At 71.3% G+C, this 20,527-nt stretch carries 22 protein-coding genes; 20 read left to right on the top strand and 2 right to left on the bottom strand.

The features are described from left to right. The first annotated feature begins 2 nt into the window (after positions 1-2). Entirely contained in the window at positions 3-1,307 is a 1,305-nt protein-coding gene (locus FK219_RS11385) for a C40 family peptidase (RefSeq protein WP_152584046.1), read from the top strand. 24 nt (positions 1,308-1,331) lie between these two features. On the opposite strand, the gene FK219_RS11380 is transcribed toward FK219_RS11385, so the two are convergent. Next, the gene (locus FK219_RS11380) at positions 1,332-1,826 is read right to left on the bottom strand and encodes an inorganic diphosphatase (RefSeq protein ID WP_152584045.1); all 495 of its coding nucleotides are present in this window, start codon (positions 1,824-1,826) and stop codon (positions 1,332-1,334) included. 78 nt (positions 1,827-1,904) lie between these two features. Between FK219_RS11380 and tilS the strand changes: the two genes are divergently transcribed. From tilS to FK219_RS11300, 16 genes are all read left to right on the top strand, one after another. Next, positions 1,905-2,945: a tRNA lysidine(34) synthetase TilS gene (gene tilS, locus FK219_RS11375; protein WP_152584044.1), complete on the top strand. Its 1,041-nt coding sequence runs from the start codon at positions 1,905-1,907 to the stop codon at positions 2,943-2,945. 29 nt (positions 2,946-2,974) lie between these two features. After that, positions 2,975-3,532: a hypoxanthine phosphoribosyltransferase gene (hpt, locus tag FK219_RS11370; protein ID WP_152584043.1), complete on the top strand. Its 558-nt coding sequence runs from the start codon at positions 2,975-2,977 to the stop codon at positions 3,530-3,532. A 123-nt stretch (positions 3,533-3,655) separates the two neighbouring features. Beyond that, on the top strand, positions 3,656-5,713 hold the full coding sequence (gene ftsH / locus FK219_RS11365) for an ATP-dependent zinc metalloprotease FtsH (protein WP_152584042.1): 2,058 nt from the start codon (positions 3,656-3,658) through the stop codon (positions 5,711-5,713). A gap of 9 nt (positions 5,714-5,722) precedes the next feature. After that, a complete protein-coding gene (gene folE, locus FK219_RS11360) occupies positions 5,723-6,307 on the top strand; it encodes a GTP cyclohydrolase I (RefSeq protein WP_152584041.1) in 585 nt (194 codons plus the stop codon). Continuing rightward, entirely contained in the window at positions 6,304-7,215 is a 912-nt protein-coding gene (gene folP / locus FK219_RS11355; protein ID WP_152584040.1) for a dihydropteroate synthase, read from the top strand. The genes folE and folP overlap by 4 nt, the downstream gene beginning before the upstream one ends. Next, the gene (folB, locus tag FK219_RS11350; RefSeq protein ID WP_152584039.1) at positions 7,212-7,586 is read left to right on the top strand and encodes a dihydroneopterin aldolase; all 375 of its coding nucleotides are present in this window, start codon (positions 7,212-7,214) and stop codon (positions 7,584-7,586) included. Before folP ends, folB begins: the two co-directional genes overlap by 4 nt. Then, on the top strand, positions 7,583-8,140 hold the full coding sequence (gene folK / locus FK219_RS11345; protein ID WP_152584038.1) for a 2-amino-4-hydroxy-6-hydroxymethyldihydropteridine diphosphokinase: 558 nt from the start codon (positions 7,583-7,585) through the stop codon (positions 8,138-8,140). Before folB ends, folK begins: the two co-directional genes overlap by 4 nt. Next, positions 8,137-8,601, top strand: a complete 465-nt coding sequence (locus FK219_RS11340; RefSeq protein ID WP_152584037.1) for a DUF3180 family protein — start codon at positions 8,137-8,139, stop codon at positions 8,599-8,601. Before folK ends, FK219_RS11340 begins: the two co-directional genes overlap by 4 nt. Positions 8,602-8,629: 28 nt before the next feature. Next, a complete protein-coding gene (locus FK219_RS11335; RefSeq protein ID WP_328821688.1) occupies positions 8,630-9,148 on the top strand; it encodes a PH domain-containing protein in 519 nt (172 codons plus the stop codon). After that, positions 9,145-10,863 (top strand): PH domain-containing protein, encoded by a 1,719-nt coding sequence (locus FK219_RS11330; protein ID WP_152584035.1) that lies wholly within the window; start codon positions 9,145-9,147, stop codon positions 10,861-10,863. Before FK219_RS11335 ends, FK219_RS11330 begins: the two co-directional genes overlap by 4 nt. Next, the gene (locus tag FK219_RS11325) at positions 10,860-11,609 is read left to right on the top strand and encodes a Rossmann-like and DUF2520 domain-containing protein (RefSeq protein ID WP_152584034.1); all 750 of its coding nucleotides are present in this window, start codon (positions 10,860-10,862) and stop codon (positions 11,607-11,609) included. Before FK219_RS11330 ends, FK219_RS11325 begins: the two co-directional genes overlap by 4 nt. Next, on the top strand, positions 11,602-12,468 hold the full coding sequence (gene panC, locus FK219_RS11320; protein ID WP_152584033.1) for a pantoate--beta-alanine ligase: 867 nt from the start codon (positions 11,602-11,604) through the stop codon (positions 12,466-12,468). The genes FK219_RS11325 and panC overlap by 8 nt, the downstream gene beginning before the upstream one ends. A 92-nt stretch (positions 12,469-12,560) precedes the next feature. Next, entirely contained in the window at positions 12,561-14,075 is a 1,515-nt protein-coding gene (gene lysS / locus FK219_RS11315) for a lysine--tRNA ligase (protein ID WP_152584032.1), read from the top strand. Positions 14,076-14,123: 48 nt separating this feature from the next. Beyond that, entirely contained in the window at positions 14,124-14,270 is a 147-nt protein-coding gene (locus tag FK219_RS11310; RefSeq protein WP_165638127.1) for a hypothetical protein, read from the top strand. Between the two features lie 255 nt (positions 14,271-14,525). Beyond that, positions 14,526-15,119, top strand: coding sequence for a hypothetical protein (locus FK219_RS11305; RefSeq protein WP_152584031.1), 594 nt, complete (start codon positions 14,526-14,528; stop codon positions 15,117-15,119). Positions 15,120-15,208: 89 nt separating this feature from the next. Then, a complete protein-coding gene (locus tag FK219_RS11300; protein WP_152584030.1) occupies positions 15,209-15,394 on the top strand; it encodes a hypothetical protein in 186 nt (61 codons plus the stop codon). 48 nt (positions 15,395-15,442) lie between these two features. Here FK219_RS11300 and FK219_RS11295 read toward each other — a convergent pair whose 3' ends face one another. Beyond that, positions 15,443-16,441: a pirin family protein gene (locus FK219_RS11295; protein WP_152584029.1), complete on the bottom strand. Its 999-nt coding sequence runs from the start codon at positions 16,439-16,441 to the stop codon at positions 15,443-15,445. A gap of 117 nt (positions 16,442-16,558) precedes the next feature. On the opposite strand from FK219_RS11295, the gene FK219_RS11290 reads away from it, so the two are divergent. The 3 genes from FK219_RS11290 to FK219_RS11280 all read left to right on the top strand — a co-directional run bounded on the left by FK219_RS11290 (position 16,559) and on the right by FK219_RS11280 (position 20,412). Next, positions 16,559-19,057, top strand: coding sequence for an ATP-dependent Clp protease ATP-binding subunit (locus FK219_RS11290; RefSeq protein WP_152584028.1), 2,499 nt, complete (start codon positions 16,559-16,561; stop codon positions 19,055-19,057). Positions 19,058-19,145: 88 nt separating this feature from the next. Beyond that, positions 19,146-19,679 (top strand): amino-acid N-acetyltransferase, encoded by a 534-nt coding sequence (locus FK219_RS11285; RefSeq protein ID WP_328821687.1) that lies wholly within the window; start codon positions 19,146-19,148, stop codon positions 19,677-19,679. 100 nt (positions 19,680-19,779) lie between these two features. Next, positions 19,780-20,412, top strand: a complete 633-nt coding sequence (locus FK219_RS11280; RefSeq protein ID WP_152584027.1) for a hypothetical protein — start codon at positions 19,780-19,782, stop codon at positions 20,410-20,412. Positions 20,413-20,527 lie beyond the last annotated feature (115 nt).

The following is a 20,527-nucleotide window of genomic DNA, read 5'->3' as shown; positions in this document are numbered from 1 at the left end:
CGATGCGACGCCCCGGGCGCCGCGGTATCGCAGCCGTCACCCTCGTGACGGCTCTCACCGTTGCCCTCGGGGTGACCGCAGCCACCGCGGCGCCCGCCCCGCCCAGCTGGGACGACGTCGAGCAGGCGCGCGGCGACGTCCAGGCCACCCAGCTCGCCATCGCGCGCATCGAAGACGCCGCCCGAGCCGCCGAGCAGACGTACCTCGAGGCGGCGCGCAGCGCCGTGCTACTCGGCGAGGAGTACCACCTCGCCGAGCTCGCCCTCGAGCAGGCCGAAGCCGCCGCCGGCCGGCTCGAGCAGCGGCGCGACGCCGCCCTCGACCGAGCCGCCGAGTCGGGAGCGCGCGCTGCTCAGCTCGCGGCTCAGCTCGCACGATCCGGCAGTGGCGACCTCACCACGGCGCTGCTCACGGGCGACGCCGACGACGCCGACGACCTGCTCTACCGGCTCGGCGCGATGAGCTCCGTCGGCGCGCGCAGCCAGGCCGTCATGGCGCGAGCGATGCAGGACAAGAACACCGCAGAAGCGCTCACCGCCCAGGCCGAGCTCGCCCTCGCCGAACGCGGGCGGCTGGCCGACGAGGCCTCTGACTCGCTCGCCGCGGCGATCGCCGCCGCCGAGCAGGCCGAGCAGCGCCTCGCCACGCAGCAGATCATGATGGGCGAGCTCGCCGCGCAGCTCGCGAGCCTGACCGGCCGCAGCGAGCAGCTCGAGCGCGAGTACCTCGCCGGCCTCGGCGGCGACGAGGAGCCCGCGCCCGGCAACCAGGCACCGGGCACGCCGAGCAGCCCCGCGCCGAGCCCGAGCAGCCCGCCGCCCGCGCCGGGCCCGAGCCCGAGCATCCCGCCCCCGTCGCCCAGCCCGTCGCCGAGCACGCCGCCTGCGCCGAACCCGCCCTCGGTGCCGGCCCCGCACGCCGGAGCCGTCGCCACCGCGATCTCCTTCGCGCGCGCCCAGGTCGGCGAGCCGTACCAGTTCGGCGGGCGCGGCCCCGACGTGTGGGACTGCTCCGGCCTCACCATGCAGGCCTACGCCGCCGCGGGCGTCTCCATCGGCGGGCACTCGGCCACCCGGCAGTACTCCACGGCGGCCTCGCGCAACCGGCTCGTGCCCTACGCGCAGGCGCAGGCCGGCGACCTCATCTTCTACTCCACGGGTGGAGCCACCTCAGGGTCGAAGTACCACGTGACCCTCTACATCGGCGGCGGCCAGATGATCGAAGCGCCCTACCCGGGCAAGACCGTGCGCATCGTCGCCGTGCGCAGCTACGACCGCGTGCCGTACGTCGCGCGGCCGACCCCGTAGGTTCGGGCCCGCGCGGGAGCGAGGCTAGTGGCCGGCGGGCGGCACGTACGCCGCGATGCCCGCCTGGATGACGGCCTCGGCGTCGGCGGCCGAGCCCCAGCCCTCGGTCTTGACCCACTTGCCGGGCTCGAGCGCCTTGTAGTTCTCGAAGAAGAACTCGATCTCTTTGCGGGTCTGCTCCGGAACATCCTCGAGGTCCTGGATGTGCGCCCAGCGCGGGTCCTTCGCGGGCACGCACACGACCTTCGCGTCGCTGCCGCCGTCGTCGGTCATGTTGAAGACGCCGACCGGGCGCACCTCGACGCCGACGCCGGGGTAGAGCGGGAACTCGAGCAGCACGAGCGCGTCCACCGGGTCGCCGTCGAGGCCGAGCGTGTGCTCGAAGAAGCCGTAGTCGGTGGGGTAGACGAAGGGCGTGAAGAGCACGCGGTCGAGAAAGACGCGCCCCGTCTCGTGGTCGATCTCGTACTTGTTCCGGCTGCCGCGGGGAACTTCGATGACGACGGGGTAGGCGCCCATGGGTGCTCCTTGAAAGATGCGAAGAAAGTCGTGAAATCTGCTGGCGGTCGTGCTCCAGGCCGGCCTTAACCTTAGTGGATGCCCACCACACCGCCCGGGGCGCCCGAGCGTCGGCCGCGCCTCACCCCGGCGGTCGCCGACGCACGCCGCGCGGTGCGCGAGTCGCTCGCCGACCTGCCAGAGGGCTCGCTCGTGGTCGTCGCCCTCAGCGGAGGCCCAGACTCGCTCGCGCTCGCCGCGGCCGCAGCCTTCGAGGCTCCCCGTGCCGGGCTGCGCGCGGGCGCCGCGATCATCGACCACGGTCTGCAGGGTGGCTCGGCCGCCGTCGCCGAACGGGCAGCCGCCGCGGCGCGCGCCCTCGGGCTCGACCCCGTCGTCGTGCGGCGGGTCGAGGTGGGTACGGCGGGCGGCCCAGAGGCCGCGGCGCGCACAGCGCGCTACGCCGCCCTCGACGCGATCGCCGAGGAGCTGCCGGCCGCTGCCGTGCTGCTCGGCCACTCGCGCGACGACCAGGCCGAGACCGTGCTGCTCGGGCTCGCCCGCGGCAGCGGTACCGCGAGCCTCGCCGGCATGGCGGCCGTGGTCGGGCGATACCGGCGACCCGTGCTGGGGCTGCGCCGCGCGGCGCTCGCCGCAGCCTGCACCGACCAGGGCCTCGAGCCGTGGCACGACCCCCACAACGGCGATGCGGCGTTCGCGCGCGTGCGGGTGCGGTCGAGCATCCTGCCCCTTATGGAATCTCAGCTCGATGCGGGCGTCGTCGACGCGCTCGCGCGCACCGCCGAGATCGCGCGCGAAGACTCCGACGCGCTCGACCACATGGTGGACGAGATCGCGGAGGAGCTCGTCGACCTCGCGGAGGGGGGATGCTCGCTGCCCGTCGCCGCGCTGCTCGCCAACCCGCCCGCACTGCGCCACCGACTCATCCGACTCGTCGCCGACGCCGAGTTCGGGCTCGCCCTCAGCCGCGCGCAGACCCTCGAGATCGCGCGGCTCGCGACCGACTGGCACGGGCAGGGCGCCGTGCACCTGAGCGGCATTAGGGTGGAGCGCGAAGGTGGTCGCATCGTGTTCCGCTCGAGCGCGCCAGAGCCGCCGGCCGACCCGCAGTCTGACTAGCACAGGCCCACCAGGACCGAGGAGAACTCTTGGACGTCGAGGACATTCGCTCCGACCTCACCGAGGTGCTCATCACCGAGGAGGAGATCCACGCCAAGCTCGCCGAGCTCGCGCGACGGGTCGAGGCCGACTACCCCGACGAGCCGCCGCTGCTCGTCGGCGTGCTCAAGGGCGCCGTCATGGTCATGGCCGACTTCGCGCGCGAGCTGCGCATCCATGTCGAGATGGACTGGATGGCCGTGAGCTCGTACGGGGCCAGTACCCAGTCGAGCGGCGTCGTGCGCATTCTCAAGGACCTGGACACCGAGATCGCCGGGCGCGACGTGCTCATCGTCGAAGACATCATCGACTCAGGGCTCACGCTCTCGTGGCTGCGGGCCAACCTCGAATCGCGCGGGGCGAAGAGCGTCAAGATCCTCACCCTGCTGCGCAAGCCCGAGGCCGCCAAGGTCGAGGTCGAGGTCGAGTACGTGGGCTTCGAGATCCCTCCCGCCTTCGTCGTGGGGTACGGCCTCGACTATGCCGAGAAGTACCGCAACCTGCGCGCCATCGGAGTGCTCGCGCCGCACGTCTACCAGGGCGAGTAGGAGGCCCCGCAGGCTCTCGCCAGGCGGTGCGCCCGGGGCGAACATCGGGGGGCTGCAAAGGTGCCGCGGGGTAGCCTGTGGGAACGTCTCACCGGCAGAAAGGCGCGGGCGCACGCCCACACCATGAACTTCAAGAAACTCCTCCGCGGGCCCTTCCTCTACATCATCGCCGGAGCGATCGTGCTCTGGATCGGCTTCACCCTGCTTGCTGGCCTCGGCGGCTTCCGGCCGATCAGCACCCAGGAGGGGCTCGAGCTGCTCGAGAGCGGGCCCGTCGTCTCAGCCAAGATCGTCGACGGCGAGCAGCGCGTCGACCTCGTGCTCGAGGCCGAGACCGAGCAGGCCGAGGAGTTCGGCACGCAGGTGCAGTTCTACTACGTGACGCCCCGCGGCGACGAGGTCATCGCGGCGCTCAACGCCGCCGACCTCGAGTCGTTCGATGATGAGGTGCCGCAGACGAACTTCTTTGTGAGCATCCTCGGGCTCATCATCCCGTTCCTCATCATCGGCGTGATCTTCTACTTCATCCTCACGCGCCTGCAGGGCGGCGGCGGCCGGGTCATGCAGTTCGGCAAGTCGAAGGCGAAGCTCGTCAACAAGGAGGCCCCGCAGGTCACCTTCGACGACGTCGCCGGAGCCGAAGAGGCCATCGAGGAGCTGCACGAGATCAAGGACTTCCTGCAAGACCCGACCAAGTTCCAGGCGGTCGGGGCGCGCATTCCCAAGGGCGTTCTGCTGTACGGCCCTCCCGGCACCGGCAAGACCCTCCTCGCGCGCTCCGTCGCGGGGGAGGCGGGCGTGCCGTTCTACTCGATCTCTGGCTCGGACTTCGTCGAGATGTTCGTCGGCGTCGGCGCGAGCCGCGTGCGCGACCTCTTCACGCAGGCCAAGGAGAACTCGCCCGCCATCATCTTCGTCGACGAGATCGACGCCGTCGGCCGACACCGCGGCGCCGGCATGGGCGGCGGCCACGACGAGCGCGAGCAGACGCTCAACCAGATGCTCGTCGAGATGGACGGCTTCGACCCCAACACGAACGTCATCATGATCGCGGCCACCAATCGGCCCGACATCCTCGACCCCGCGCTGCTGCGCCCCGGCCGCTTCGACCGCCAGATCCAGGTGGATGCACCCGACATGAAAGGTCGCGCGAAGATCCTCGAGGTGCACGCCAAGGGCAAGCCCATGGCCGAGGGAGTCGACTTCGAGGTGCTCGCGCGCAAGACGCCGGGCTTCACGGGCGCCGACCTCGCCAACGTGCTCAACGAGGCCGCGCTGCTCACGGCGCGCCAGGGTGGCGAGGAGCTCACGGATGTGACGCTCGACGAGGCCGTCGACCGCGTCATGGCGGGCCCGCAGCGCCGGTCGCGCGTCATGCGCGACCACGAAAAGCTCATCACCGCCTATCACGAGGGCGGCCACGCGCTCGCGGCCGCGGCCATGCGCAACACCGACCCCGTGACGAAGGTCACCATCCTGCCGCGCGGGCGTGCCCTCGGCTACACGATGGTGCTGCCCCTCGACGACCGGTACTCGATCACGCGCAACGAGCTGCTCGACCAGCTCACGTACGCGATGGGCGGCCGAGTGGCCGAGGAGATCGTCTTCCACGACCCCACGACGGGCGCCTCCAACGACATCGAGAAGGCCACGAGCATCGCGCGCCGCATGGTCACCGAGTACGGCATGAGCGCGACCGTGGGCGCCATCAAGCTCGGCCAGTCGAGCGGCGAGGTCTTCCTCGGTCGCGACATGGGCCACCAGCGCGACTACTCGGAGCGGCTCGCCGAGAAGGTCGACCAGGAGGTGCGCGCGCTCATCGAGCAGGCTCATGACGAGGCCTGGCGCGTGCTCAACGACAACCGCGACATTCTCGACCGGCTCGCGACCGAGCTGCTCGAGAAGGAGACCCTCGACCACGTGGCGCTCGCCGAGATCTTCCAGAACGTGGACAAGCTGCCCGAGCGCCCCCAGTGGCTCTCGAGCGAGGACCGCCCGCTGCCCGACCTGCCACCCGTGCCCATGCCCGCCAAGCCCGCGATCGAGGACCTCGACACGGGAGCCAGCGAGCCCGTCGGCGCCGGAGCCGGGTCGGCCCGCTCGCAGGCGCACGACGCCCCGGCTCGGGCGGGTGAGGGCCCCGTGTCGAGCGACCCCGAGCAGTCGCCGCGGCGCGAGTAGGCTCCCGTCGTGCCGCCCATCGACTCCCGCCGCATCGAGGCCGCGGTCGCCGAACTGCTCGTCGCGATCGGAGAAGACCCCTCGCGCCCGGGCCTCGCGACCACGCCGCAGCGCGTCGCCGAGTCGTACGGCGAGTTCTTCGCAGGCGTCGGTGTCGACCCCGCCCCGCACCTGCACGACGATGTCGAACTGCAGTCAGACCCGGGTGAGCGCGGCGAGATCGTGCTGCTGCGCGACATCGCCCTGCGCTCCATGTGCGAGCACCACCTTCTCCCCTTCACGGGCGTCGCGCACGTCGCCTACCTCCCCGCCGAGCGCCTGACCGGCCTCGGCAGCATCGCCCGCGTCGTCGAGACGGTGGCCTCCCGGCCGCAGCTGCAGGAGCGCCTCGGCGAGGACGTCGCCGCCACGCTCGAGAGCGCGCTTGCGCCGCACGGCGTGCTCGTCGTCGTCGACGCCCAGCACGGCTGCGTGACCGCCCGCGGAACGCGGCAGAGCGGCAGCACGACCGTCACCGTCGCCTCCCGCGGCGCCCTCGCCGACCCCGTACGCCGCGCCGAGGTGATGGCGCTCCTCGGGCGGGGCACGGCATGAGCGCGGCGACGGCGCACGACGCGAGCGGCGCGCACTCGACGCCCGCGGCACCGGAGGTGTGGGGCATCCTCAATGTCACCCCCGACTCCTTCAGCGACGGCGGCGCGTATCTCGACCCGCAGCGCGCCGTCGACCGCGCGCGCATCCTCGCCGCCGACGGCGCCCACGTGATCGACGTCGGGGGCGAATCGACGCGCCCCGGGTCGCAGCCTGTGACGCCCGCCGTCGAGCAGAGCCGCGTGCTGCCCGTCATCGCGGCGCTCGCCGCCGACGGCCTGCGCGTCTCGATCGACACCATGCACGCCTCCACGGCCGCGGCGAGCGTCGAGGCGGGCGCCGCGATCGTCAACGACGTGAGCGGGGGCCTCGCCGACCCGGCCATGCTCGAGACCGTCGCGGGGCTCGACGTCGACTATGTGGCGATGCACTGGCGCGGCCCGGCCGCCGTCTGGGATGCCGTGAGCGACTACCGCGACGTCGTCACCGAGGTGCGCAACGAGCTGCAATCGCGGCTCGAGGCAGCGCTCGCGGCAGGCATCCCGGCCGAGCGGCTCTGGCTCGACCCGGGGCTCGGCTTCGCCAAGCGGCACGACGACTCTTGGGCGCTCGTGCGCGCGCTACCCGCGCTCACCGACCTCGGCTGCCGCGTGCTCGTGGGCGCCTCGCGCAAGAGGTTCCTCGGCGAGCTGCTGCCGCCCGACCACCACGTCGAGGAGCGCGACCTGCCGACCGCCGTCGTGAGCGTGCTCGCCGCCGAGGCCGGCGCCGCAGCCGTGCGCGTGCACGACGCCCGCTCGACCGTGCTCGCGCTCGCGACGCACGCCGCGTGGCGGGGTACGGGCGCGGCGGCGGCGTCGTCGTCGTCAGCGTCGTCGGCGGAGCCGGCGCGCAGCGAGGTGCCGGCATGACCGGCACAGCGCGCGACACCATCACGCTTTCGGGGGTGCGTGCTCGCGGCCACCACGGTGTGCTCGCCGACGAGCGGCGCGACGGGCAGGAGTTCGTCGTCGACGTGGCGCTCACCCTCGACCTCGCACGGGCTGCCGCGAGTGACGACGTCGCCGACACCGTGCACTACGGCGAGCTGGCCGAGGCGATCGTCGCCGCGATCGAGCGCGACCCCGTGGACCTCATCGAGACGCTCGCCGAGCGCATCGCCGCGCTCGTGCTCGAGCACGCCGCGGTGCACGAGGTCGTCGTGACCGTCCACAAGCCGCACGCGCCCATCCGGGTGCCGTTCGACGACGTGGCCGTCACGATCACACGGAGCCGACCGTGACGGTCGACGAGGCGCGCGACGTCGGCGACGACGGCGAGGGTGCGGAGGACGGGGAGACGGTCGAGGCCGTCGTCGCTCTCGGCGCGAACCTCGGCGATCGCGCCGCCACGCTCGACGCCGCCGTCGCCGAGCTCGACGGGCTGCCCGACACCGAGCTCGTCGTCGCGTCGCGCTGGCACGACTCGGTGGCCCTCACCCCTGAGGGCCTCGACCCCGACAAGCCGGCCTACCTCAACGGCGTCGCCGTGCTGTGCACGCGCCTGGCGCCGCACGCGCTGCTGCGCGAGCTGCGCCGGCTCGAGCGCGCGCACGGCCGTGACCGCTCGGCGACTGCGCCGCGCTGGGGCGACCGCACGCTCGACCTCGACATCATCGTGCACGGTGACACCCGCCTCGAGACCTCCGAGCTCACGCTGCCCCACCCCCGCGCCCACGAGCGCGACTTCGTGCTGCGCCCGTGGCTCGAGGTGCGCCCCGACGCGGTGCTGCCCGGCGTGGGCCCGATCGCCGAGCTTCTCGCGCGCGTGACCGCCGCCAGTGGGGCTCGACCGTGACGCGCACGCGCCCTCTTCCCCTCCTCGCACTTGCCGCCCTCGGGCTCGTGCTCGGCTTTCTCCTCAACACCGTGCTCGCCGCGCAAGGCCTCGCCGTCGTCGTGCCGCCGCTCTCCCTCTCCCTCGCGCTCGTCCTCATCGCGGCCGTGCTCCTCCTGCTCGCGTGGCCCGTGCGCGCCGCCGCCCGGGGCGAGAAGCGCATCGACCCGTTCTACGCCACGCGCGTGGTCGTGCTCGCGAAGGCGAGTGCGCTCTCCGCGGCGATCCTTGCGGGAGCCGCCGCGGGCATCCTCGCCTACCTGCTCAGCCGTGCGGTCGTGCCGTTAGGCTCGACGCTGGCGTCGGGGGCTACGCTCGTGGCGGCGGTGATCCTCGTGGTCGTCGCACTCGCGGCCGAGCACCTCTGCTCGCTGCCGCCGCAAGACGATGAGCTCGACGAGGCCGCCGCGTCTTCGACCTGAGCGCACCATGGATCGAGAGGAGGCACCCGTGAGTGTCCAGGATCAGACCGACAGCGCCGACACCCCGGCCAGGCGCCTCGAGCGCGCCGAGACCGAGTGGCAGCGGGTCTCGCCCAAGTACATCGTCGTCGACGTCGTCGGCTACGTGATCTTCGGCGCCCTCATGACCGCGGCCGCGTTCGTGCCCTTCTGGGTGGGCTGGGAGTTCGGGTGGATTCTCGGCGTCGGCATGGCCGTGCTCTTCCTGCTCGTCATCGCCTTCACACCGCGCCGCGTGCGTTCCATCGGATACCTCCTGCGCGAGGACGACCTGCTCTTCCGCCGCGGCATCATGTTCCAGCGCTTCGTCGCCGTGCCGTACGGCCGTATGCAGCTCGTCGATATCACGCGCGGCCCGGTCGCCCGCGCCCTCGGCCTCGCCGAGCTCAAGTTCGTCACCGCCGCCGCCTCGAGCGGCGTGCTCATCCCCGGCCTGCCGCTCGAGACGGCCGAGCAGCTGCGCGACCACCTCGTCGCGGTCGCCGAGACGCGCCGAGCGGGCCTGTGAGCGAGCAGCGCGACGAGCCCCAGGGCGAGCCGGCCTCGCAGCCTGACCCGGCGACCGATACCGCGACCACGCCCGCCGCCACCCACGGCATCTCCACGAGCACCGACCTCGCCGACGGCGAGTGGCACCGGCTGCACCCCGCGACACCCCTCTTCCGCGGCGGCATCGCCTTCATCGTCGTGCTCGGCATCGTCATCTCGAACTTCCGCGACCGCGCGATCGATTTCTTCTTCGGCGGCGACGGCGACTTCGCCGGCGAGGGCGACCCGATCGACTTCATCGTCGAGCAGGAGCTCGTGCTCGTCGCCCTGCTCGCGCTCATCGGCGTGCTGCTGCTGTTCATCGCCGGCTTCTGGCTGTCGTGGCGCATGCACACCTTCCGCATCACCGACGAGGTCGTGGAGGTGCGGTCGGGCATCCTGTTCCGCACCAATCGCAAGGGCCGCCTCGACCGCATTCAGGGCGTCAACGTGGGGCGCCCGTTCATTCCGCGGCTGTTCGGCGCAGCGAAGCTCGAAGTGTCGGTCGCCGGCAACGACGCGAACGTGCAGCTCTCGTACCTGCACTCGCGCACGGCGGACGCACTGCGCGCCGACATCCTGCGCCTCGCCTCCGGCGCGCGCCGCGAAGCATCGGGCGGTGCGGGTACGGCAGGCGGTGCGGGCTCGGCGGGCGCGCACGATCTGGGCGGGATGCTCGACGAGCGCGTCTCGGAATTCCTGGCCCCCGAGCTCGACCCGGCACTCGCCGAGCCGGAGGCCGTGCTGCGCATGAACCCTGGTCGGCTCATCGGCTCGACGGTGCTGAGCGAGACCACGATCGTCTTCGTGCTGCTCATCATCGGCCTCACGGTCGGCATCATCGTCAGCGGCGAGCTGTTCCTGCTCGTCGGCTTCCTGCCAGCGCTCCTCGGTCTCGGCGGCTACCTCGTCTCCCGCATCACGCGCTCGCTGCGCTACTCGATCGCCTCGACGCCCGACGGCGTGCGCGTCGGATTCGGTCTGCTCTCGACGACGAACGAGACCCTGCCTCCCGGGCGCATCCACTCGGTGCGCGTCAGCCAGCCCCTGCTGTGGCGGCCCTCCGGCTGGTGGCAGATCGCCGTCAACCGTGCCTCGCGCTCCTCGCAGAGCGGCGCGGCCGGCCAGCAGCAGACCACGATCCTGCCCGTCGGCAACCTCGACGACGTGCGCACCGTGCTGCGGCTGCTGCTGCCCGACGTCGCGACCGACGACGTGATGCCCGTGCTCGAGCGCGGCCTCACCTCGAGCGGCCGCGACGAAGAGGGCGCCGCGCCCGACGGATTCGTGAACTCACCGCCGCGCGCGCGCATCCTGCGCTGGTTCTCGCAGCCTCGCAACGGATTCGCGGTGAGCGATGGCGCCGTCATGCTGCGCCGCGGCGCGATCTGGCGCGACCTCGCGATCGTGCCCTTCCCGCGCATGCAGTCCGTCTCGGTCCGCCAGGGCCCGCTCCTGCGCTCGCTGCGCCTCGCCGCGATCCAGGTGCACACCGTCGCCGGGCCCATCACCCCGAGCCTCGGCGCCCTCGATGTGACGCAGGCGATGGAGCTCTTCGACACCGTCGCGGGCGCCGCGATCCGCAGCGCGCAGACCGACCGCACGCATCGCTGGCGCTCCGGCTCGGGCGAGGCGCCCGGCGAGGCCGCACCCGCAGAGCCCACCATCGAGCGGACCCCCGAGGCCGAGGCGTGACGCAGAAGGACGGCCGCCTCGGCATCGGCGTTATCGGGGCGGGCCGCGTCGGCCCCGTCCTCGCCGCCGCCCTCGCCGGTGCCGGTCACGCGATCGTCGGCATCTCCGCCCACTCCAAGGATGCCCGCGACAGGGTCGACTCGATGCTGCCCGGTGTACCCGTGCTCGAGGTGCGGCAGGTCGTCGAACGCAGCGAGCTCGTCATCCTCGCCGTGCCCGACGACCAGCTGCCCGACCTCGTGAGCGGTCTCGCGGCCGTCGACGCGTGGCTGCCCGGCCAGCTCGTGCTGCACACCTCGGCCCGCTATGGCGTGCGCGTGCTCGACCCCGCGCGGCCCGCGGGCATCATTCCTCTCGCCGTGCATCCCGCTCTCACCTTCACGGGCACCTCGCTCGACCTCGCCCGCCTGCGAGAGGCGTGGTGCGCCGTCACCGCCCCCGGGCCCGTGCTGCCCATCGCGCAAGCGCTCGTCGTCGAGATGGGCGCCGAGCCCGTCGTCGTCGCCGAGGAGAACCGCGAGGCGTACGCCGACGCGATCGGGGCAGCAAGCGAGTTCTCCACCGCGATCGTCGGGCAGGCCATCGCGGGCCTGCGCGAGATCGGCATCGAGGAGCCCGGGCGCGTGCTGAGCGCCGTCGTACGCTCCGCCGTCGACAACGCGCTGCGCGGTGCGGGCGCCGATAGCATCGACCTCGCAGGGCTCGACGACACGACGGCGGCCCCGCGCAAGGAGAACGGTGACTGACACGACGACCGTGCCCGACCTCGTCACGAGCATCGCTGTGCTGCGAGCGCGACTCGACGCCGCGCGCGCCGACGGCCGCGCCGTCGCCCTCGTTCCCACCATGGGCTCGCTGCACGACGGCCACCTCGCGCTCGTCGACCGCGCGAGGGAGCTCGCCGACGTCGTCGTGGTGTCGATCTTCGTCAACCCGCTGCAGTTCGGGCCGAACGAAGACTTTGAGCAGTACCCCCGCACGCTCGACGACGACCGCGCGGCGCTCGCCGGGCACGGGGTCGACGTCGTGTTCGCCCCCTCCGTCGACGAGATGTACCCGAGCGGGGCATCCGCCACCACCGTCACGGCGGGCGCGGTCGGCGGGCTCTTCGAAGGCCGGTCGCGGCCCGGGCACTTCGACGGCGTACTCACCGTCGTCGCCAAGCTGCTCGGCATCGCCCAGCCCCACCACGTGCTCTTCGGGCAGAAGGACGCCCAGCAGGTCTTCCTCGTGCAGCGCATGGTGCGCGACCTCGACATCCGCACGCGCGTCGAGGTCGTCGAGACCGTGCGCGACGACGACGGGCTCGCGCTCTCGAGCCGCAACGTCTTCCTCGACGAGCGCAATCGCGAGGCGGCGCGGGCCTTGCCGCGGGCGCTCGAAGCCGCCCAGTCGGCCGCCGACCTCGGCATCGACGCCGTCGTGGCCGCCGCGCAGAGCGTGCTCTCGGGGGCTACCGGCGTCGAGCTCGACTACTTCGCGGTGGTCGAGCCGAGCACGTTCGAGCCCGTGCCCGACGAGCACCACGGGCCAGCCCGCGCGCTCATCGCCGCGCGCCTGGGCGACACCCGGCTCATCGACACCGAGCTGCTCACCCTCGGGTAGCGCGCGCCGAGCATCCGGCGACTGCACGGGGAAGCCGAGGGGCGGGCGCGCCGCCGTTAGGCTTGAGCGGCCGTACACGAGGAGACCAGCAGATGAGCGAGACCCCCGCTTCCGACAGCGCCGAGAGCGCCGAGCCGACGGTCGAGGAGATCGCCGAGCAGAAGCAGGTGCGCCTCGACAAGCGGGCGAGGATGCTCGCGGCCGGCCTCGACCCCTACGCGATCGGTCTCGAAATCACCGATTCGATCGCGGCGGTGCGCGCGCGCCATGGCGAGCTCGACCCCGATATCGCCACGGGCGAGCACGTGGCCCTCGCGGGGCGCGTCGTGCTCTCGCGCAACACCGGCAAGCTGTGCTTCGCCACCCTGCAGTCGGGCGACGGGGAGCGTCTGCAGGTCATGCTGAGCCTCGCCGTCGTCGGGGAGGAGAGCCTCGACCGGTGGAAGGAGTTCGTCGACCTCGGCGACCACGTGCACGTCACGGGCGAGGTCATCACGAGTCGCCGCGGTGAGCTCAGCGTCATGGTGTCGACGTGGGCGATCGCCGCGAAGGCGATCCTTCCCCTGCCGACCCTGCACAAAGAGCTCAACGAGGAGACGCGCGTGCGCCAGCGCTACCTCGACCTCATCGTGCGCGAGCAGGCGCGGCGCACGGTGCGCGCCCGCGCCGCCGCCGTCGCGAGCCTGCGGGCGACGTTCGCCGAGCACGGCTACCTCGAGGTCGAGACACCCATGCTGCAGACGATGCATGGCGGAGCATCCGCTCGCCCCTTCATCACCCACTCGAACGCCTTCGACATGGAGCTGTTCCTGCGCATCGCGCCCGAGCTGTTCCTCAAGCGCGCCGTCGTCGGCGGCATCGAGCGCGTGTTCGAGATCAATAGGAACTTTCGCAACGAGGGCGCTGACTCGACCCACAGCCCCGAGTTCGCGATGCTCGAGGCGTACCAGGCCTACGGCGACTACCACCAGATGGCCGACCTCACGCAGGAGATGATCCAGAACGCGGCCGTCGCCGTCTCGGGGTCGCACGTCGTCACGTGGGCCGACGGCACCGAGTACGACCTCGGCGGCACGTGGGACCGCCTGAGCATGTACGACTCGCTCAGCGCCGCCGTCGGGCGCGAGATCACGCCGCAGACGCCCATGGCCGAGCTGAAGCAGCTCGCCGACGCGGTCGACATCGAGATCACCCACCCGCTGCCGGGCAAGTACGTCGAAGAGCTGTGGGAGCACCACGTGAAGGGCGACCTCGTGCGGCCGACCTTCGTCATGGACTTCCCCGTCGACACGAGCCCGCTCGTGCGCGAGCACCGCAGCCGGCCGGGCATGGTCGAGAAGTGGGACCTCTACGTGCGCGGCTTCGAGTTGGCCACCGCGTACTCCGAGCTCGTCGACCCGGTGGTGCAGCGCGAGCGCTTCGTCGAGCAGGCGAAGCTCGCCGCTGGAGGAGACCTGGAGGCGATGCGGCTCGATGAGGCGTTCCTCACCGCCCTCGAGCACGGCATGCCGCCGTCGGGTGGGATGGGCATGGGCATCGATCGACTGCTCATGGCGCTCACCGGTCTCGGCATCCGCGAGACGATCCTCTTCCCGCTCGTGAAGTAGTGGGCATAGCGTGACGGGGCGCTCAGCCCGCTCCCGTAGTCTGAACGCATGAAGAAGGACGGAGAGGACCTCTCACTGCCGGGCGACAAGAAGCCCGCGTACACGATGAACCGCCTCGCGCTGTGGATCGTCGTGGGCGCGTTCGGCGCGTACCTGCTGCTCTCCGGCATCTTCGGGATGCTCGCCCGGGCCTGAGCCGCCCCTCCGGCCACCCCGCACCACGGAGGGGATAGACGCACCTTTCTATCCCCCCACACTGGGGACTGACGTGCCCTCACCCTCAGGCGTACTGTCGACAACAGTTCGAGGAGTCTGCGACCGGCCCACCCCGCCGGAGACCCGCGCCGACTGCGAGAACCGCACCCGAACACGCACGTCACCCGATACCCGTACGACGTCGATCGAGCCCCGGCCCGGTCGCGCTTCGCCCAACCCGAATGGCGAACCCCCATGCTCAGCACCCGCCTGCGCCGCCTCCTCCCGGCCGTGCCCGTCGTCGCCCTGACGATCGCGCTCGCCGCCGCGGCGCCGAGCTTCGCCGTCGACTCGATGCGCATCCTGTCGCCGCTGTCGGGCGAGGTCGTGAGCGGCGAGCTGCTCATCGAAGGCTCGATCACGACGAGCGGCCCCACCGATCTGAAGGTGGGCCTCGCCGAGCAGCGGCTGGGCGAGTGCGGCCCGTTCGTCATCGAGCGCAGCACGATGGTCGCCGCGTCGACGGCGTTCTCGTTCACGGTGCCGACCCAGCGTTTCTCCGACGGCGTCTACTGCGTCATCGCGCTCGCCGCCGACGGTGCGCTCTCGCACGTCGTCGGCGACGTGACCCTCGTCAACGGCATCGACGACTTCGGCGATCTGCAGCTGCCGACCCTCGGAGACGAGGCGCCTGCGGCTCCTGTCGACGACGAAAACGAGGTCGTCGAGGCGGGTGGGCCCTTCGAGGGCATCAGCACGCTCGCCCCGGTCGTGTTCGCGGCGACAGCGGCACTCGGGATGCTCGTGCTCGTGTTCCTCTACGTCGCACGCCGCAGGCTCATCGAGTAGCGGCCTGCTCATCTCGTAGTTCAATCGGGAGATCGGGCGCACCGGCGCTCGCGGCGACCTCGAAGGGTGAGGCGACGTATCCTGGAGCCATGCCGGAAGAATTCTGGAGCAACGCGATCTACTCGGTCACCCCGACGATCCTGCTCGGCCTGATCTTCTGGCTCGTCATGCGCGCGATCATCCGCGCCGACCGCGCCGAGCGCAGCGCCTACTCGAAGGTCGAGGCCGAGGAGCGCGCCAGGCTCGAGAAGCTCACCGCCGACCCGCACGAGTAGCGCGGGGACGAGCATCCGGCCCCCGTCTCGCGCGGTCGCGAGGGCGACCTACTCGCGGGGCTTGAGCCGCACGCCCGGCAGCTCCGGCGCGGGCAGCGGCGCCCCGTCGTAGCCGTCGACGCGGCCGAACCGGCCGGTCGCCGTACCGCCGTCGATGACGTCACCCTGCCACTGCGCGCGGTAGGCCTCGATCTCGTCGTGGCTGCGGCCGATGAAGTTCCACCACATGACGATCGGCTGGCCGAGGGGCACGCCGCCGAGCAGCAGCGCCCGAACGGGGTGCTCGCCCGCCGTCACGCGCAGGGTCGTGCGACCGGGGCCGCGGTAGCCGAGGTGCGCGACGGGCACGTCGTGGCCGTCGAGCGTGGCCGGGCCCGCGTCGACGAGCAGTCCGTGCTCGAAGTCGGGGTCGACCGGCAGCTCGACGACGCCGCCGGCCGGCAGGTCGAGCTGCGCGCCCAGCAGGGGGCTGAACAGGCGCAGGGGGCTCGCGGCGTCCTCGCCGAGCGCTCCCATGAACACCCGCACGGTCGCGTCGCCGATGGTGCGCGGCTCGGCAGGCGCGTGCTCGAAGAACGGCGCGGTGTGGCGGTCGCTGTCGGGCAGGGCGACCCACAACTGGGCGCCGTGCAGGCGACGGGTCGTCGCCGTCGACACCTCCGAATGCTGGATGCCCGAGCCCGCGGTCATGAGGTTCACCTCGCCCGGCCTCACGTGGGAGTGCGCGCCACTCGAGTCGCGGTGCTCGATCTCGCCCTCGAACAGCCAGCTGACGGTCTGCAGGCCCGTGTGCGGGTGCGGCGGCACGACCATGCCCGCCTCGCGGTCGGTCACGTCGTCGGGCCCGTAGTGGTCGACGAAGCACCACGCGCCGATGAGGCTGCGGGCGCGCTGCGGGAGGGTGCGGCGCACGGTCATGGCGCGCGGGCCGCCGAGCGGCACCTCCCGGGGTTCGAGCAGTTCGAAGACGCCGTTGTCGTGCGCGGTGCCGGCGCCGGGCCGTTCGTCGCACACGACTTCGGCTGGCTCGGTCTCGAGGTTGCTCACACCGTCACCCTACGTCGGGTCACGCCTAGGGCGAACAGGGGCAGTTAACCCAGGTGCCGCTGGTTACCCTCGATGTACTGGTAGCGATTCGACCCGCTGTCGTGAGGAGAGTGCGAGATGTTCGAACGGTTCACCGACCGTGCCCGTCGTGTGGTGGTGCTGGCCCAGGAAGAGGCCAAGATGCTCAACCACAACTACATCGGCACAGAGCACATTCTGCTCGGCCTCATCCACGAGGGCGAAGGAGTCGCCGCGAAGGCGCTCGAGTCGCTCAACATCTCGCTCGACGCCGTGCGCGAGCAGGTGCAAGACATCATCGGCCAGGGGCAGCAGCAGCCGACCGGGCACATCCCGTTCACGCCGCGCGCCAAGAAGGTGCTCGAGCTCTCGCTGCGCGAGGCGCTGCAGCTCGGCCACAACTACATCGGCACCGAGCACATCCTCCTCGGCCTCATCCGCGAGGGCGAGGGCGTCGCCGCGCAGGTGCTCGTCAAGCTCGGCGCCGACCTCAACCGCGTGCGCCAGCAGGTCATCCAGCTGCTCTCGGGGTACCAGGGCAAGGAGGCCGTCGCCGTCGGCGGCGACAGCCCCAACCCCGACAAGGGCTCGCAGGTGCTCGACCAGTTCGGCCGCAACCTCACCGCCGCCGCGCGCGAGGGCAAGCTCGACCCCGTCATCGGGCGCGAGAAGGAGGCGGAGCGGGTCATGCAGATTCTCTCCCGCCGCTCCAAGAACAACCCCGTCCTCATCGGCGAGCCCGGCGTCGGCAAGACCGCCGTCGTCGAGGGCCTCGCCCAGGCGATCGTCAAGGGCGAAGTGCCCGAGACGCTCAAGGACAAGCAGCTGTACTCGCTCGACCTCGGCTCGCTCATCGCCGGCAGCCGCTACCGCGGTGACTTCGAAGAGCGCCTCAAGAAGGTGACGAAGGAGATCCGCACGCGCGGCGACATCATCGTCTTCATCGACGAGATCCACACGCTCGTGGGTGCGGGAGCTGCCGAGGGGGCCATAGATGCCGCGAGCATCCTCAAGCCGCTCCTCGCTCGCGGCGAGCTGCAGACCATCGGTGCGACGACGCTCGACGAGTACCGCAAGCACTTCGAGAAGGACGCCGCGCTCGAGCGCCGCTTCCAGCCCGTCATGGTCAACGAGCCCTCGCTGCCGCACTCCATCAATATCCTCAAGGGGCTGCGCGACAAGTACGAGGCCTTCCACAAGGTGTCGATCACCGACGGCGCGATCGTTTCCGCCGTCAACCTCGCCGACCGCTACGTGCAGGACCGCTTCCTGCCCGACAAGGCGATCGACCTGATCGATGAGGCCGGCGCGCGCCTGCGCCTCTCGATCCTCTCGGCACCGCCCGAGTTGCGCGAGTTCGACGAGAAGATCGCCGCGGTGCGCGCCGACAAGGAGCTCGCGATCGAGAACCAGGACTTCGAGAAGGCCGCCTCCCTGCGCGATGACGAGAAGAAGCTGCTCGGTGAGCGTCTGCGCCTCGAGAAGCAGTGGCGCGCCGGCGAGGTTGCCGCGGGCGGCACCGTCGACGAGGGCGTCATCGCCGAAGTGCTCGCGCAGGCGACCGGCATCCCCGTTTTCAAGCTCACGGAAGAAGAATCCAGCCGACTCATCTTCATGGAGAAGGCGCTGCACGAGCGCGTCATCGGCCAGGAGGAGGCCATCAGCGTGCTCGCGAAGACGATCCGCCGCACGCGCGCCGGCCTCAAGGACCCGAAGCGCCCCTCCGGCTCGTTCATCTTCGCCGGCCCGACCGGTGTCGGAAAGACCGAGCTCGCCAAGGCGCTCGCCGAATTCCTCTTCGACGACGAGGGCGCGCTCATCTCGCTCGACATGTCGGAGTACGGCGAGAAGCACACCGTCTCGCGCCTGTTCGGAGCCCCTCCCGGCTTCGTCGGCTTCGAGGAGGGCGGTCAGCTCACCGAGAAGGTGCGCCGCAAGCCGTTCAGCGTCGTGCTCTTCGACGAGATCGAGAAGGCGCACCCCGACATCTTCAACTCGCTGCTGCAGGTGCTCGAAGAGGGTCGCCTGACCGACGGTCAGGGTCGCGTGGTCGACTTCAAGAACACGGTCATCATCATGACGACCAACCTCGGCACGAAAGACATCACGGGCGGCCCGGTCGGCTTCACGATCGAGGGCGACTCCGCCGCGTCCTACACGGCGATGCGCTCGAAGGTCGTTGAGGAGCTCAAGAAGCACTTCAAGCCCGAGTTCCTCAACCGTGTCGACGAGACCATCGTCTTCCCGCAGCTGAGCCAGGAAGAGCTCATGCAGGTCGTGGCGCTCTTCATCAAGCGCCTGCGCGAGCGCCTGATGGATCAGGACATGACGCTCGAGGTGAGCGAGGCCGCGAAGGCGCAGCTCATCAAGATCGGCTGGGACCCGACTCTCGGCGCCAGGCCGCTGCGTCGCGCCGTGCAGCACGAGATCGAGGATGCGCTGAGCGAGCGCATCCTGCACGGAGAGCTCAACGGCGGCGACCACGTCGCGGTCGACTTCGTCGATGGCCAGTTCACCTTCACGACCACGCAGAAGGAGCTCGCCGCGGTCGACGCGGGCCCCGCGCCGTCGGCCGGGGAGCTGCCCGCCGGCGAGTAGCTGCGCTCGAGCATCCCGCTCATGGCCGGGTCTGCTCTTGGGGGCGGGCCCGGCCTCTGTGTGTTCGGGACGGCTCTAGGCTGAGGGCGTGACGGAACAGGGTTCTCTGGGGCGCCTGGGGTTCAGCGTGCGGCAGGCGCGCACGGCCGACGTGCGCGGCATCCACGCACTCGTCGAGCCTCTCGTGCAGGAGCGCATCCTGCTCGGCAAGGAGCTCGTCGTGTTCTTCGAGTCGGTGCAGGAGTTCTCCGTCGCCGTCGACGACGACAGCGGCGACGTCATCGGCTGCGGCGCTCTGCACGTGCTGTGGGAGGACCTCGGTGAAGTGCGCACCCTCGCCGTGCAGGAGCGGTGGCGCGGCACCGGTGTCGGCCACGCGATCTACGAGCGGCTCGAGCAGCAGGCGCGGGAGCTCGGCCTGCGGCGACTGTTCTGCCTCACCTTCGAGACCGACTTCTTCGGCCGCCACGGCTTCGTCTCCATCGGGGAGGAGCTGCTCGTCGACCCCGAGGTGTACAGCGAGCTCGTGCGATCACCCGACGAGGGTGTCGCCGAGTTTCTCGACCTCTCGCGCGTCAAGCCGAACACGCTCGGCAACAGCCGGCTGCTCAAGGAGCTGTAGGCGGCGCGCGGCGCCTCGACCGGCGCGGCCGGGCTGGGAGTTCTGCGCACACGCCGGGTGGCGACACGCCCGGTGCCCGTGACGGCCCTACTCTGAGCGCATGTCGACGCTGCGTCACCCTGTGGGCCCGCAGCCGCCGCAGGTGTACTGGCGGCGGCGCCTCGTCGTGGGCCTCGGCCTGCTCGCCGTCATCGTCATCATCATCCTCATCGTCGTGCGGCCCGGCACGGGCGACCCCGCGACCGACCCCGGTGCGGGCGCTGACCCCGAGGTAAGCGAGACCGACGAGGCCGAGACCGACCCCGACGCGGAGGGCACCGGTGGTGGGCCAGCACCGTGCACGCCCGATCAGGTCGTCGTCACGCCCGTGACCGACTCGAACAGCTACGGGCCCGAGCAGCAGCCGATGCTCTCCCTCACCCTCCTCAACACGGGCGCGGCTCCGTGCACGATGGAGGCGGGCAGCGACGTGCAGGAGTATGTGATCGTCTCCGGGCCCGACCGCATCTGGGCATCGACCGACTGCCAAGACCCGGGTGTCGCGGCGCCGACCGTGCTCGAACCCGGCGAAGAGAAGTCGACGACGCCATTCTCGTGGAGCCGCACCCGCTCGAGCCCCGGCGACTGCGACGCCGACCGCGAGCAGGTCACCGCGGGAGGCGCGACCTACCGCTTGAGCGTGAGCGTCGGCGAGTTCGCGAGCGAGGGCGACGTGCCCTTCCTGCTCAACTGATATGTGACTGATTCCTGTCAAGTGGCAGGGGAAAGAGCGCCCGGAGTGATCATGCTCCGGGCGCTCTTTCGTGTGGTCGGCGCAGGTCGCGTGGGTGTCGTGCGTGTCGTGGGCG

The organism is Microcella pacifica (assembly GCF_009371975.2).
GTDB lineage: Bacteria > Actinomycetota > Actinomycetes > Actinomycetales > Microbacteriaceae > Microcella > Microcella pacifica.
Note: the sequence above shows the minus strand (reverse complement) of the source record. Positions and strands in the feature narration are given on the sequence as shown.